This is a genomic window from Sinomicrobium halophytocola, from assembly GCF_052983395.1.
Genome location: NZ_JBRKIT010000007.1, coordinates 21,666 through 35,621, shown reverse-complemented (window position 1 = coordinate 35,621; position 13,956 = coordinate 21,666). Strand labels below are relative to the sequence as shown.

The 13,956-nt window shown below is 41.0% G+C and carries 14 protein-coding genes; 9 read left to right on the top strand and 5 right to left on the bottom strand.

All coding sequences use genetic code 11. The annotated features are described in order from the left end of the window. The first annotated feature begins 7 nt into the window (after nucleotides 1-7). The 8 genes from ACVBDY_RS01615 (at nucleotide 8) to ACVBDY_RS01580 (ending at nucleotide 7,900) form a co-directional block, all read left to right on the top strand. Nucleotides 8-1,921, top strand: a complete 1,914-nt coding sequence (locus tag ACVBDY_RS01615; RefSeq protein WP_447173720.1) for a sigma 54-interacting transcriptional regulator — start codon at nucleotides 8-10, stop codon at nucleotides 1,919-1,921. A 482-nt stretch (nucleotides 1,922-2,403) separates the two neighbouring features. After that, entirely contained in the window at nucleotides 2,404-2,709 is a 306-nt protein-coding gene (locus tag ACVBDY_RS01610) for an ArsR/SmtB family transcription factor (RefSeq protein WP_447173719.1), read from the top strand. 51 nt (nucleotides 2,710-2,760) lie between these two features. Beyond that, a complete protein-coding gene (locus ACVBDY_RS01605; RefSeq protein ID WP_447173718.1) occupies nucleotides 2,761-3,735 on the top strand; it encodes a zinc-dependent alcohol dehydrogenase family protein in 975 nt (324 codons plus the stop codon). A gap of 195 nt (nucleotides 3,736-3,930) precedes the next feature. Further along, nucleotides 3,931-5,046, top strand: coding sequence for an L-dopachrome tautomerase-related protein (locus ACVBDY_RS01600; RefSeq protein WP_447173717.1), 1,116 nt, complete (start codon nucleotides 3,931-3,933; stop codon nucleotides 5,044-5,046). 365 nt (nucleotides 5,047-5,411) lie between these two features. Further along, nucleotides 5,412-5,588, top strand: a complete 177-nt coding sequence (locus ACVBDY_RS01595; protein ID WP_447173716.1) for a hypothetical protein — start codon at nucleotides 5,412-5,414, stop codon at nucleotides 5,586-5,588. Nucleotides 5,589-5,600: 12 nt separating this feature from the next. Further along, nucleotides 5,601-6,569, top strand: a complete 969-nt coding sequence (locus ACVBDY_RS01590; protein WP_447173715.1) for a zinc-dependent alcohol dehydrogenase family protein — start codon at nucleotides 5,601-5,603, stop codon at nucleotides 6,567-6,569. A gap of 25 nt (nucleotides 6,570-6,594) precedes the next feature. Then, entirely contained in the window at nucleotides 6,595-6,924 is a 330-nt protein-coding gene (locus tag ACVBDY_RS01585) for a nuclear transport factor 2 family protein (RefSeq protein ID WP_447173714.1), read from the top strand. Nucleotides 6,925-6,964: 40 nt separating this feature from the next. Further along, entirely contained in the window at nucleotides 6,965-7,900 is a 936-nt protein-coding gene (locus tag ACVBDY_RS01580; RefSeq protein ID WP_447173713.1) for an NADP-dependent oxidoreductase, read from the top strand. Between the two features lie 23 nt (nucleotides 7,901-7,923). On the opposite strand, the gene ACVBDY_RS01575 is transcribed toward ACVBDY_RS01580, so the two are convergent. Beyond that, nucleotides 7,924-8,235 (bottom strand): winged helix-turn-helix transcriptional regulator, encoded by a 312-nt coding sequence (locus ACVBDY_RS01575; RefSeq protein WP_447173712.1) that lies wholly within the window; start codon nucleotides 8,233-8,235, stop codon nucleotides 7,924-7,926. A gap of 261 nt (nucleotides 8,236-8,496) precedes the next feature. On the opposite strand from ACVBDY_RS01575, the gene ACVBDY_RS01570 reads away from it, so the two are divergent. Continuing rightward, nucleotides 8,497-9,378, top strand: a complete 882-nt coding sequence (locus ACVBDY_RS01570; RefSeq protein ID WP_447173711.1) for an NmrA family NAD(P)-binding protein — start codon at nucleotides 8,497-8,499, stop codon at nucleotides 9,376-9,378. Nucleotides 9,379-9,438: 60 nt separating this feature from the next. On the opposite strand, the gene ACVBDY_RS01565 is transcribed toward ACVBDY_RS01570, so the two are convergent. From ACVBDY_RS01565 to ACVBDY_RS01550, 4 genes are all read right to left on the bottom strand, one after another. Next, nucleotides 9,439-10,794: an alginate export family protein gene (locus ACVBDY_RS01565; RefSeq protein ID WP_447173710.1), complete on the bottom strand. Its 1,356-nt coding sequence runs from the start codon at nucleotides 10,792-10,794 to the stop codon at nucleotides 9,439-9,441. Nucleotides 10,795-10,859: 65 nt separating this feature from the next. Beyond that, nucleotides 10,860-11,879 (bottom strand): LLM class flavin-dependent oxidoreductase, encoded by a 1,020-nt coding sequence (locus tag ACVBDY_RS01560; RefSeq protein WP_447173709.1) that lies wholly within the window; start codon nucleotides 11,877-11,879, stop codon nucleotides 10,860-10,862. 77 nt (nucleotides 11,880-11,956) lie between these two features. Continuing rightward, on the bottom strand, nucleotides 11,957-13,375 hold the full coding sequence (locus tag ACVBDY_RS01555) for a hypothetical protein (protein WP_447173708.1): 1,419 nt from the start codon (nucleotides 13,373-13,375) through the stop codon (nucleotides 11,957-11,959). Between the two features lie 118 nt (nucleotides 13,376-13,493). After that, complete coding sequence (locus ACVBDY_RS01550) at nucleotides 13,494-13,904, bottom strand: OsmC family protein (protein WP_447173707.1); 411 nt, start codon at nucleotides 13,902-13,904, stop codon at nucleotides 13,494-13,496. Nucleotides 13,905-13,956 lie beyond the last annotated feature (52 nt).

The window sequence follows — 13,956 nt, the reverse complement described above, 5'->3', positions numbered from 1 at the left end:
TAAGAAGATGAAGAAACGCATTCTTATCGTAGAAGATGAATTTATTGTGGCCAATGATTTGTCTTGCTTTCTTGAAGAACAGAACTTTGTTGTTTCAGGCATCGCTTCTACTGTTGAGGAAGCGCTTCGGTTTATAAATAAACAGCCTCCCTATATCGTATTGCTGGATATTCATTTAAAGGGAAAATTGTCCGGTATAGATCTGGCTAAAAGGCTTCAACAGTTGAACATACCTTTTATTTATCTTTCTGCTTACTCCAACAAATTGATCCTGGAGCAGGCGAAAAAGACAAATCCTTATGGTTTTCTGGTAAAACCTTTCAGGGAGAAAGACTTACGCATTGCTTTAGAAATTGCCGCATATCATATAGAACATAATGCGGATAGCAACACGCAGTTGGAGAAACAACTTTTTGAAAAATTAAGCAGTATTCCGACGGATGATAAAGAGGAAGAATGGTTTGAAGAAATAGCAAAGGTTTTGCAGCCAGGAATTCCTTTTGATTTCTTGTTCTGTAATTTGGTCCGTGATACGTATACTTTGAGTTTGGGAATCCATAGGGTCGGAATTAAAAAATATCAGATCATAGGAGTCAATGAGTTTTCCAATATCCTGGGATTGTCCATCAGTGAGGTAGAAAGGATTATTGCGGAAAGAAGCCTGCTGAAGGTGCAGGGAATATACGAGGGTACAGAATTTGACCGGTTGAAGGACCTTTCCCGGTTCGAAAAAATGGTGAGCACACCATTCAAACTACAATCCTGTATGGCCCTTAGCACAAATCCGGGACATGAAAAAAGGCTCAGTTTTTCATTTTATGCCAAGCGTAAAGGCGTCTTTAACAAGACGAGATCAGATCTTATACAAAGCCTGGATACTGTTTTTTCTGATATATTAGAAAACAAGGTCCGTCAAAAAAATTCTGGCGCCACTTCGGTAAAAGGACATGCTACAAGTCATAAAAACCCGGAACTGTTTAAATGTATAATAGGGAAAAGTCCGAAACTTTTAAATGTATTACACGACATTGAGCGTGTAGCCCCCATGAAAACTTCGGTTTTAATTATGGGAGAGAGTGGTACGGGAAAGGAATTATTTGCCAAATGTATTCATCAGCTTTCACCACGTTCCGAAGCTCCTTTTGTGGTTATCAATTGTGGCGCTATCCCTGAAAACCTGATAGAATCGACCTTATTCGGACATGTAAAAGGAGCCTTTACAGGGGCTTCAACCAATAGTATAGGAAAATTCGAGCAGGCCAACGGGGGAACAATATTTTTAGATGAAATAGGTGAAATGCCTCTTGAAATGCAGGTACGGCTCTTAAGAGTACTACAGGAGAATGAAATAGAGCGCATTGGGGATACCAAAACAATACCTTTGGATGTAAGGGTCATTGCAGCCACAAATAAAAACCTCGAACACGAGGTTGAAACGGGTAATTTCCGATTGGATCTGTATTACAGGTTACATGTTTTTCCTGTTTACGCTCCCCCGTTAAGAGAGCGAAAGGAGGATATCCCTGTTTTAGCCCAATTTTTCTTGGAAAAATACGCTGACGGGACGGGTAAATATTTTACGGGTTTATCTGAAAAAACGGTTGATGCCCTCTTACAATATGATTTTCCGGGAAATATCCGGGAATTAGAAAACTTAATGGAAAGGGCAATGATCGTAGAAAACGGAACAACATTAAACCCGGGTAACTGGATGCCCGAAAATGGATGGATTGCTTCTAATGATGATTTTAAAACATTTGAAAGCAAACAGAAAGAGTATATCATCGAAGTACTCGATCATACCAACTGGCGCGTAAGCGGCCCTAAAGGAGCCGCAAAAATTTTAGGGATGAATGAAAAAACCCTCTTTGCCAAAATAAAGCGTCTGGGTATTGAGAAACGGGTAGGTTTAAAGTCGTAAGACAATGGGTGATAAGCTTCTTCGCAATACCGGAGTTTCTGAACCGTTTATCCGCAAACTGTAACTCCTTATGCCAGTCTTCTGAAAGCGCATTATCACCTCTTTTTGGCGTTAAATTTGCCCCGGCATTATTTACTATAATGTCAATCTTTCGGTATTTGCCAATGATTTCTTTTGTTATTCAATCAAAACTTTCTGCTCGCGAGAGATCGGCCGGGATAAAATAGTATTTTTCAGAATAGTTATTGGGTTTTGTACGTGCTAAATTACTTGTGAAGAGAAAGAAGAGAAAATAGAGTAGTATAAATTCATTTCATCTATACAAAAATTCACAAGCTATTGGTTTGGCATTGTTCCTGCCTGCCGGCCAGGCAGGTATATCGGTTGATATTTGGGTATTTTTACTAAATGTCAATTATGGGCTTTCATAAAATTTTGTTAAACATCATGTAGGTATTTAGGTAATTTCCTAAATTTGTCCCATGGAATTATTAGAGGTTATAAAGTCATTATCAAACGAAACACGTTTAAATATTCTTAAATGGTTAAAGGACCCCTTTGCCCATTTTCCGGAAGAGGAATTGAGTAAAGACACAGCGGAATTGGGTGTATGTGTGTCCGATATTGCCAAAAAGGCCGGAATGTCCGTTCCTACTGTTTCAGATTATTTAAAAACAATGTCCGCCGCGAATATTCTGATCGCTACCCGAAAGGGACAGTGGACTTATTATAAAAGAAACGAAAAATCAATTCAGGATTTGGCAACGCATATTAAAGATAAATTATAAAAAATTTTGTTCAACTTTTAGGTTTTTACCTAATTATATAATTATACAAATATGAAAGCAGCAATGTTAAAAGAGTTCGGCTCTATTGAAAATTTTGAAATTGTAGATATACCAACACCTAAACCCGGATTCAAGGAAGTTTTGGTCAAGGTCTTTGCAACTTCTGTTAATCCTTTGGACTACCAGGTACGTCGAGGGGATTATAAAAATGAATTGGAGCTACCTGTTATTACAGGTCACGATATCTCAGGTGAAATAGTAGCACTCGGACCCGGAGTAGAAAACTTTAAAGTCGGTGATGAAGTGTATTATACCCCGGAGATTTTTAATGGCCCCGGGAGTTATGTTCAATTCCACGTTGCCCACGAGTCTATCATGGGTTTAAAACCAAAAAACCTGAGCCATCTGGAAGCCGCAACACTTCCCTTAGCAGCAGGCACAGCCTGGGAGATGCTGGTTACCAGGGCGCAACTCAAAATCAACCAGTCCATTTTGATCCATGGTGGTGCAGGTGGAGTGGGAATACCAACTATTCAAATTGCTAAAGCAATGGGGGCAACTGTATTTACAACAGCCAGAAAAGCCCATCATGAGTTTCTTCTTGAACTGGGTGCTGACCATGTCATTGATTATGAAAATGAAGACTACCTTCAGGTGATTAATCAATTGACGGACAATAAAGGCGTTGATGTGATCATCGACACCATAGGAGGTAATACACTTTCCGATAGCGGAAAGATACTCAGTCAGCTGGGGCAGGTAGTTACATTGGTAGATATAGAAAAACCTCAAAATCTTATTGAGGCCTGGGGGAAAAATGCGACCTATCACTTTGTCTTTACCCGGCAGAATAGAAATAAATTGGACGAATTGACCAAATTGGTAGAAAGCAAAAAGCTAAAGCCAGTTTTAAATAAGGTCTTTCCATTGTCGGAGATTGGTAAAGCCCATAGTTTATTGGAATACAGAACAGGTGATAAAAACTTCTATGGCAAAATAGGAATAGAAGTTGAAAAAGAAGCATAACAAGTTTTCAATACACAACAATGACCTCCTCGAGCCATAATCGGCACCTAAATTTGAGAGGAGGTCATTCTTTGAAAGGTATGTAACTGTGGCTACGATTTGACTGCTTACATATCATAAACAAAAGTTAATCAAAGCATTACCACTAAAAAACTATCTTTAACACAGCTTATTCCAAACAAAAACAAATTTACTATGAAAACAATCGGATATATTATCATGACCACCGTCTTACTTGCCATGATCGCATGTAAGGACAATTCAAATGCAGCACGGTCAAAGACCGGTTCTGATACCAAAAAGTTGGAAACAGTGTATACGGACAGTATCTATCAATTTACAGGAGTGGCCGTGTCAAAAAGTGACCGCTTATTTGTGAATTATCCCTATTGGTTGGATAAGCATCAATACGCTGTAGTTGAGGTAAAGCAAGGTAAGGCCGTGCCTTATCCCGATGAAGCCTGGAACAGCTTCAAAAAAGGAGAAGACGGTCAAAACAAATTTGTCACTGTACAGGCAGTTTATGCCGATGATCAAAACTACCTGTGGATAGTGGATGCAGCCGGGATTGGTTTGGGGCCCATATACCAAAGGAGCAACAAGGTCATCAAAATCAATTTGGCTACAGATGCCATCGAACGGATCTACAGGTTTCCGAAGGAAATCATTCATGACCAAGTGTATCTCAATGATATCAGGGTAGATAACCATAGTGGTTTTGCATATATGACAGATTCTTCCTCCGGTGGTTTGGTCGTATTAAATATAGCATCAGGGGAATCAAGATATGTTCTGGAAAAGAATCCTGCGGTCCTGTCCGATAAAAACTATACCTTCAGTCCACTGGGCAAGGAACTCACCACTTCTGACGGTAAGCCTTTAAAGGTAAACAGCGATGGGATAGCCCTTAGTCCTGACAGGAAATGGCTCTACTTCAAACCGCTCACCGATGCAAAATTATACCGTATATCCACTTCAATATTAAGGGATTTTGAAACACCCAAGAACACCATTGAAGAAAGTGTACAGGATTTGGGGACATTTACCACCACTGACGGAATGATCTTCGACACCAAGGGCAACCTCTATTTTGGTGATCTGGAGAAAAACAGCATCATCAGGATCACACCAGAACTTCAAATGCAGGAATTGGTACGGGATAACGATAAACTGATCTGGCCTGATAGTTATAGTATTTCCAAAGATGAATATTTGTACATCACAGCTTCCCAAATCCAGTTGATGCCCTGGTTTCACCAAGGGGAAAACAAAACCAAACTACCCTACAAGGTATTCAGGTTAAAACTATGATAACGATCATTTCACGTACAGTGGAATTGGAAAACATCGTTTCCGACAAAAACAAAAACAGGTTCTATTTTAAATCAACACAAAAAACACAATTACATTTCCCAAATAATGGAAAAATATAACAAATAAGAAATACAATCATTCTTATTTTAGATATAAAAAACTGACATACAAATACTTGCGTTTTTGGCATAGAAATGGTCATCCATGAAGCGTGTCTGAATTGCAATGCAATAAATTTTATGCATTAAAGCACTGATAAAGACACCTAAATTCTAAAGGGTAAAACCAAATTCATGGTACGGTTTCTTGATCGATCAAGAATTATAAACACCAAGTAACTTTTTAATCCAATGAAAATTGAAATGAAAAATATCAAGTTTATTCTCTTTTTATTGACCATGCCGTTCCTGCTGGTATGTATGAAAATAGAGGATTCCAAAATGGAACGGGAGAAAAAAAGAAGAAATGACCTAACGGCATTAAAAAGTAATGATTTGCTGGTAGCCATGAATACCGGGAAGGACAAAGAAATCAATTAAAAAACAACAATTATGAAAGCAGCAGTATTAAAAGAGTTCGGCTCTATTGAGAATTTCGAGATCACGGACATCCCAATCCCCAAGCCCGGGTTCAGGGAGGTCTTGGTCAAGGTATTTGCGACCTCGGTCAACCCTCTGGACTACCAGGTACGGCGAGGGGACTATAAAAGCGAACTGGAGCTTCCCGTTATTACAGGTCACGATGTCTCCGGTGAGATCGTGGAGGTAGGTCCCGGAGTGGAGAACTTCAAGGTCGGTGATGAAGTGTATTATACCCCGGAGATCTTCAAAGGACCCGGAAGCTATGCCCAGTTCCATGTGGCAAACCAGGCCATCATCGGTCTGAAGCCCAAGAATCTCAGCCATCTGGAGGCCGCTACCCTCCCACTGGCCGCGGGAACGGCATGGGAGATGCTCGTGGCCAGGGCACAGCTCAAGGTCAACCAGGCCATCCTGGTCCACGGCGGTGCCGGTGGTGTGGGCATCCCCACCATCCAAATCGCCAAGGCCATGGGGGCGACCGTATTTACAACGGCAAGAAAGGCCCATCACGAATTCCTCCTCGAACTGGGAGCCGACCATGTCATCGACTATGAAAACGAAAACTACATCGATGCCATCCTCAACCTCACAGAGGGCAAGGGCGTCAATGTGGTAATCGACACCATAGGGGGCAATACCCTTTCCGACAGTGGAAAGGTGCTCGCACAGATGGGGCAAGTGGTCACCATTGTCGATATCGAAAAACCGCAGAACCTCATCGAGGCCTGGGGGAAAAATGCGACCTATCACTTTGTCTTTACCCGGCAGAATAGAAACAAACTGGACGAATTGACCAAACTGGTAGAAAGCAACAAGCTAAAGCCGGTTTTAAACAAGGTCTTTCCATTGTCGGAGATAGGCAAAGCCCATAGCTTATTGGAATACAGAACAGGGGATGAAAACTTCTATGGTAAAATAGGTGTACAAATAAACGATTAAAACAGTGACTAAACTAAGATCGAATATGAGTAATCTGGATATTTTTAAAAAAGCGAACAAAGTATTGGGAGAGGGAAACTATGAAGAATTCATCACCTACTGCAGTGAAGATATCAAATGGGAAAACGTCGGTGAGCGTACCTTCCAAGGAAAGGTTGAAGTACTTGAGTACATAGGTTCCACGTATGATGGAGTGGTATTTAACACAGATAATTATATCACGGAAAAAGATTTCGTTGTGGAGCTTGGCCATATAGTATTTGAAAAGGACGGCGCACCAAAGAAAAGTTCCTTTTGTGACGTTTGGAAATTTAAGGATGGCTTGATCCATCAAGTAACTTCCTTTGTTATTTAAGAATACTTGGTGAACAACCACCAGATTAAAACAACAGTATATGAAAGCAATTGTATTACAAGCACCAGGAGGTGTAGAAAACTTAGCCATTCAAGATATGGACAAACCGGCCATCACGACAGGCGAAGTATTGGTCCGGGTCAAAGCGATAAGTATCAATCCTGTGGATGTAAAATCGAGATCTGGTAAAGGAGTATATGGACGGATAAAGGATGAAAACCCTCTTGTTTTAGGATGGGATATCTCGGGTACGGTTGTTGAGAGCCTTGATGCCAAATTTCAAATTGGCGACGAGGTATTCGGGATGGTTAACTTTCCCGGGCATGGAAAGGCGTATGCAGAATACGTAGCGGCCCCGGCATCGCAACTGGCTCTTAAACCTCAAAATATTTCCCATGAAGAAGCGGCCGCAGCAACATTGGTTGCCCTGACCGCCTGGCAAGCCCTTGTCACAAACGCCAATGTCCGGAAAGGTCAAAAAGTTCTTATCCATGCGGCTTCGGGAGGAGTGGGTCATATTGCGGTCCAAATTGCCAAATATTTAGGGGCTACCGTGGTCGGAACATCCTCTGCAAAAAACAGGGATTTTGTGTTGGGCCTTGGAGCTGATGCACACATTGATTACCACGACTATGACTGGACTGCCCACCCAAGGGAATTTGATTTTGTCCTTGATACCATTGGAGGCGACAACATCGACCACTCTCTTGAAGTGACCAGGGAAGGCGGAAGTATCATCAGTATTCCTACCGGCCTGAATGAGGAAGTCACCTCAAAGGCTGCCTCCAAAGGGGTAAAAGGCTATTTTATTCTGGTGCAATCCAATGGTGGGGATATGGAAAAAATGGCGTCATTTTTGGAAAAAGGAATCCTAAAACCACATATTTACAAAACATATGGTTTTGATCAGATACCAGAAGCTCATGTACAGCAAGAGACCGGCAGAACCGTTGGAAAACTAATCATTACCACATAACACAGGAACAGTGTGAATTTAATCTAAGACAGTGCCTTGATCACTTCTTTACGATTGGACAGTCCGAATTCAATTAATGTATTCAAGACAGTCCAGATTTCCCGGGCATGCTCCGTCAGCATATAGTACGTTATATCCTGTGTGGGTGTATGTTCCAGTTTTTTCTTGATCAGTTGATGAGCTTCCAGGGTCGTAAGTTCTGAACTTAGCACTTTAGGCGAGATGCCTTCAGATACTTCAAAAAAATCCTTAAACCTTAATTTCTCATAATAATGTAAATTTAAAAGAATACAGAAACGCCATTTACCGCTTAATAAATCCAAGGTATCTCTCAAGGCCAAAAATCTTTGTTTTAAGATTTCCTCATTTTCCGTACAAGGTTTTATTTTTTTTTCCATCTTACTTTCCTGGAGGTTACTAAACACAAATTTACTGAATACTAAAAGTAATTTTGCTTAAAATAATTTTAAAATGAAACCGACATGATTAAACTAATCATTAAAGCACAAACACGCATGATTGTTTTAATCGTCGAAGTTGAGTGACAGTCAGATGGAAGTTCCATATGACCATTGAAAAAACAATAAAAAAAACACATGAAAAGAATCTTAGTTACAGGTGCAACCGGAAAACAAGGTAGTGCCGCAGTATATGAATTACTAAAAAATAATTTTGAGGTTTTTGCGCTGACCAGAAATCCGCAATCTTCGGAAGCCAGTAATTTAAAAAATGCAGGAGCAGTCCCGGTAAAAGGCGATTTAGAAAATATCGAAGCTTTAAGTGACCTATTTAAAAAAGTAGACGGGCTTTATCTGGTCCTTCCTCCCGTATGGGTTTCCAGCAAAGAAACGGATGAGAAAGAAGCGGAACTCGGAATACAGACCATCAAATTAGCAGAAGAACAAGGCGTTAAATTTGTTCTTTATTCATCTGTTCTTGCTTCGGATAAGCAGGCTTTATTCAGACCCAAATTTAAGTTTACCATCGAAAAATATTTGTTAGAAAGTGATTTACAAGGAGCCGTAATAAGGCCCGCTACTTTTATGGAAAATTTACTTTTACCAAGTTTCGGACTGGGAGAAGGCAAGTTTATCAACCCCTTACCCGGAGACAGGGCAATCCCCTGGGTAACTACAAATGACATTGGCACGTTTGCGCGAATAATATTTCAGAATTATAAGGCGTTCAACGGTAAAACAGTTGATTTCGGAGGGGAACTTTATACCCCTGAACAAGTTTTAAAACTATTGGAAGAGAAGTTGAAGCAACCCATCGATTTTGTACAGGTACCGTTAGAAGTGCTTTATCAACAAAGCGAAACATTTGCAAAATTGGTTGAAATGATCGACAAAGAAGGCTATGATCCTATCGATTACGAATTTATAGCTACCTGGATGCCAAAGCTGACAGGCTTTGAACAGTGGATGAATGAAACAGGTATTGAAAAAATAAAGGAATTACGTTCTGCAGACAATTAAACATACGTAAAAAGAATGGGGTTATTATTTAAATGCCTTATCTATCTTCCTGAAAAGGCGTCAGAATTTTAGTTGTGCACTGGCAAATCCGAATGCTATATTTTTACCGGGGGAGACTTCCCTGAGGTATTCCCCGGTATGGAACCAACTTAACCCTGCAAGCAAAGAGATATGCTTGTTGGCTTTATAGGAAAAAAGACCGGAAACCTGACTCCCTATATAACGGGAAGAAGTATTATTATGTTCAAAAAACGGCACCATATTGGGACGATAAATTCCCTCACCTCTGCTATATCTCCACAAAAAAGCATAATCACAGGAAAGTGTTATTTTTTTATTAAAACGGAGTTTCAAACTGGGATGTATATCCATTAAGTTACTTGGTGCCAATGGTGCTGCCATACCAAAGTAGGCTCCGGGACCAAACATGGTATTCAGGCTTTGTTGCGTATGGTCTGTATTGTCTTTGTCGCCACTGATAAGATCAGCTTTGAGTCCGATTTCCGGAGTATATTTTATTGAAGTAAAATGATACGAAGTAGCTAAAGCAATACTCCACGCTGATATTCTCCTGCTGCCTATCGAACCGAATTGGTACCCACCTTCCAAATCATACCACCATCTACCACTGTTTTTAAAAACCCGGGAAGCGATGGTATGCCTTTTTTCTGTACCGGCACCGTCATAGAACAGCGCATTCTTGTTATAAAAACCCAAGAAATAGAAATTAAAATGCAATTCTTTTTTTGCTGTGGTAATATCTGAAAATGCTCCCCAAAGCCGTAAATCGGGAGAAGAAGTATCGTCAAAAATACCGGTTTTGTCAACCACGGCATGCAAATAGAAAATATCGGTTTTTATATTACCTTCACTAAAAAGCGCTTTAATCCCGTCAAATGAACGGCGGGTGTTGGGAGAATCTCTTAAAGAAATTAAGCGTGTAGAGCCATAGCTTACTTCCTGCCTCCCCAAGCGGAATGTGAGAGGAGTTTTCAGGAATGGTTTATAATCCATAAAAAGTTGATGGAGTTTTAACGGGTTTTCTTCTACAGGGATAAGCATTTCCCTGCTATTTGCCATGGCACTCTGCAATTCTCCATAAATACGAATTTTTTTAGAAAGGTGCAGATCTGCGTGAAACATCCATCGGGTCAGCATAAAACCATCGTTATCCTGTGTATCCGGATTCCAATTTTCGTTATCCATAATCAGGTATTGTGTTCTGAAATCGCCTCCAAAACTAACATAAGCATCTTTACTGATCCTTTTATATTTCAATCGATGGTACCAATCCCTTACGGTATCTTTTTCGAGACCGGAGTAATCTTCGTTATACCGCATTTGTTGAAATTTGGGAATTTGCTGGGCGGTTACAAGGAAGGAATTGCATAAAAGTACTATTAGCAAAATGCGCATTATTAATTTTTACCTTATGGAAGAATGTAAAACCTCCGTGGAAACTCAGAGATTTTACATTTTTATTATTTTGATTTTTTAATAAACGGAATAACCTTTTTGCCAATCAACTCAATGGATTCTAACAATTGCCGGTGAGATAGCCCCGCATTATCCATCTGAAAAGTAAACCGGTCAATACCACCAAGCGCTTCACTGTGCCGTAATAATTTTTCGGCAACTTCTTCCGGGCCACCAACCACCAACACACCTTTAGGCGCAATTAATGCATCGAAGCCGGCTTTCGTAACCGGAGGCCAGCCACGCTCCTTACCTGCTTTGGTCCATAGTTCGGCATAACCCGGATAGTAGTCTGCAACGGCCTGCTCACTTGTATGTGCCACATAGCCTGGTGAGTGTAACCCGACTTTTAACTGCCCGGGCGAAAACCCTGCTTGGACTCCTGCTTCGCGGTAAAGGTCTATCAGGGGGCGAAATCGTTCCGTTTCCCCGCCGATGACAGCCACCATTAAGGGAAGTCCTAAAGAACCTGCCCGTATAAAGGAAGCCGGTGTACCACCTACACCCAGCCATACCGGGAGCTTTTCCTGAAAGGCTCTTGGGTAAACGGGTTGGTTATTTAAAGTCGGTCTGAATTTTCCTGACCATGTTACATATTCCTGCTCTCGTATTTGGAGAAATAATTCCAGTTTTTCCGCAAAGAGCGCATCATAATCCTTAAGGTCATACCCAAAGAGAGGGTATGCTTCGATGGCCGAACCACGGCCTACAACCAGTTCTGCCCTTCCTTTTGAAATGAGATCCAGTGTTGCAAAACTCTGATATACCCGTACAGGATCATCCGTACTTAAAACCTTAACTGCACTCCCTAGAATAATATTTTTGGTCCTGGCAGCCGCAGCAGAAAGAATTACCGCCGGTGCCGAATCTAAAAATTCTTTTTTATGATGCTCTCCGATACCAAAAACATCAAGGCCTGCTTCGTCGGCAATGACTATCCGATCCAGTAACTGTTCCATGGCATCTGCACTACTAAGATTGCTGCCATACATGGCCGATGCAAAACTATCAATTCCTATTTCCATACTCTTTATTATTATTTTAGTTTTTTTAAAACAATATTTGGTAAATTTTTAACTGCGAAAGTGGTCTACTATTATCATTACCACTGATATATTGAGGTCAGCTCTGCCCCCTCTGCCAAGTTTACCTTTGGTATACTGTCGTTGACTTCGATCTCAAATTCCTCAATAAGTTTTATGTTGTTAAAATCAATGGGGTGTCCCGCTATCATGTGGCGAGCTACCTGTCCTTCCAGTTCTTTTTTTTCCACATAGTCAGCACCTACCTCGATAAAATCATCAACCGTTAAAATTCCATCCTTCTTTTTTGCCTTTCCAATTGCGTACAGGTCGAGCAACATATTCCTGAGGGTGAATTTTCCATTTGACCCCAACCTGATCTGGTTATCAAGGTAAAAAGCATAGATAAGGCCCCGTCTGTAGGGAAGTTTTCCATAATTGGCATAATCCGTCCAGTAATTTGCGGCGATGGAATCATTATGTGCCGCTTTGACCTCACTCTCGTAATGCGGTTTTAAAGTCTCTTCATTCAGGTAATTCAGAAAATCCTCTTCCCCGTAAATTTTGCTGTTTGCCAAATTAATGAGGGTGGTATAATCGTTAAACCCTTCCCCGAACCATTGATGGTCAAAACTACCCTTCCCTAACATGAGCTTGATCCCTACCCAAGTGTGGGCGGTTTCGTGTGCCGTTACGTACTTTTCCCAGGTGCCAAACGGTCTCCCCAACTTCATGACAAAGCCGTTTTTGATCCCAAAACCACCTCCTCCTATTTCTTTTTGATTGTTTTGCAGTGCTGTTGCGGCCAAAAAGTAGAACGGAAAATCCGTATCGTTCCAAAACCTGTGGATGCCCGGGAAATAGCTTTCAAAAAAAGGACTGAGACTCCCCTGCAAGTCATTCCCATAGTTGTCGTCTTTCGTGGTCACACAATAGTAAGGAATGCCCATAACATTATATTCCCTCACGTCTATATTATCCCCCATAACAAAGTACACCATTTCGGAAACGGAGTAGTAATAGGCTGAATGCTTTTCCGATGGATTTCCTTGGGATGGAACGACGGAATTGAAATAGCTGAAATTCTCGGGATAATCATACCAGCTGAAGGATACCAAAGGATTACTTTCATCGGTTATGGCCAAGGCAAACTGCTTATTTACCAACGTCAATACGCTTTTTGTGATAACAGGTCTGAACAGTTCCATTTGAGAAGCTGAAGTTGGTTTATCCACGGGAAGCGAACCGTCTATTTCATAACTGATCCGGTGTTCTTTAGCGCCGTTGTGGTATATGGTGATCCGTCTGTCCACTTCGTCAATCTTGACCACTTCAGGCGGGGTAGCACGAATATTTTTGATGACTTTAAATATATCGTTCTGCCCTCCAAAATTAGGATCTCCGAATATAAATACGGTACTGTCCTTTTGGGATGCAGCATATGTCAGTTCGACCTCTACTATGGGGGAGTGTCCGTCCCAGCTGAGCACATAGTCCATGAAAGGTTCTTGTTTAGCACATGAACAAATGCTAAAAACTAAGAGAATTAAAATGATCTTGTTTTTTTTCATGTCCATTAGTGGATTTTATGGCTGGAATCCCTTTTTTCTTTTTTTCTTACACTAAAGTTGCATCCAAAGTAATTTCCAATTTGAGAGCATTGCTTACCGGGCAGGTCTCCTCAGCCGATTTTGCTATTTTTTGAAACTCTTCTTCCGTAATCCCAGAAATTTTTGCGGTCAAGACCAAATCTGATTTTGTGATGACCCCTTTATCCAATGTGATCGTTGATGTTGTTGTCAGTTCTTCGGGATCGTAGCCCGCAGTGGTGAGATCTGCACTCAATTTCATGGTGAAACAACCGGCATGCGCTGCAGCCATCAGTTCTTCGGGATTGGTATCCGTTCCGTTTTCAAAACGGGATACAAACGTATAAGGTGTTTGTTTTAAAGCTCCGCTTTGTGAGGTCAAATGTCCTTTGCCTTGTTTGATTGTGCCGTTCCACACGGCTGTTGCTTGTTTTTCCATGATATATGGATTTTTGTTTATTAATTATCTCGTCCGACTCCTATTTGCATTG

Excerpts from the sequence above, each read along its gene's own strand:
- ACVBDY_RS01590 (WP_447173715.1), top strand. The coding sequence starts at position 5,601 with ATGAAAGCAGCAGTATTAAAAGAGTTCGGCTCTATTGAGAATTTCGAG.
- ACVBDY_RS01600 (WP_447173717.1), top strand. The coding sequence starts at position 3,931 with ATGAAAACAATCGGATATATTATCATGACCACCGTCTTACTTGCCATG.
- ACVBDY_RS01615 (WP_447173720.1), top strand. The coding sequence starts at position 8 with ATGAAGAAACGCATTCTTATCGTAGAAGATGAATTTATTGTGGCCAAT.
- ACVBDY_RS01550 (WP_447173707.1), bottom strand. The coding sequence starts at position 13,904 with ATGGAAAAACAAGCAACAGCCGTGTGGAACGGCACAATCAAACAAGGC.
- ACVBDY_RS01570 (WP_447173711.1), top strand. The coding sequence starts at position 8,497 with ATGAAAAGAATCTTAGTTACAGGTGCAACCGGAAAACAAGGTAGTGCC.
- ACVBDY_RS01595 (WP_447173716.1), top strand. The coding sequence starts at position 5,412 with ATGAAAAATATCAAGTTTATTCTCTTTTTATTGACCATGCCGTTCCTG.
- ACVBDY_RS01580 (WP_447173713.1), top strand. The coding sequence starts at position 6,965 with ATGAAAGCAATTGTATTACAAGCACCAGGAGGTGTAGAAAACTTAGCC.
- ACVBDY_RS01605 (WP_447173718.1), top strand. The coding sequence starts at position 2,761 with ATGAAAGCAGCAATGTTAAAAGAGTTCGGCTCTATTGAAAATTTTGAA.
- ACVBDY_RS01610 (WP_447173719.1), top strand. The coding sequence starts at position 2,404 with ATGGAATTATTAGAGGTTATAAAGTCATTATCAAACGAAACACGTTTA.
- ACVBDY_RS01565 (WP_447173710.1), bottom strand. The coding sequence starts at position 10,794 with ATGCGCATTTTGCTAATAGTACTTTTATGCAATTCCTTCCTTGTAACC.
- ACVBDY_RS01560 (WP_447173709.1), bottom strand. The coding sequence starts at position 11,879 with ATGGAAATAGGAATTGATAGTTTTGCATCGGCCATGTATGGCAGCAAT.
- ACVBDY_RS01585 (WP_447173714.1), top strand. The coding sequence starts at position 6,595 with ATGAGTAATCTGGATATTTTTAAAAAAGCGAACAAAGTATTGGGAGAG.
- ACVBDY_RS01555 (WP_447173708.1), bottom strand. The coding sequence starts at position 13,375 with ATGGACTATGTGCTCAGCTGGGACGGACACTCCCCCATAGTAGAGGTC.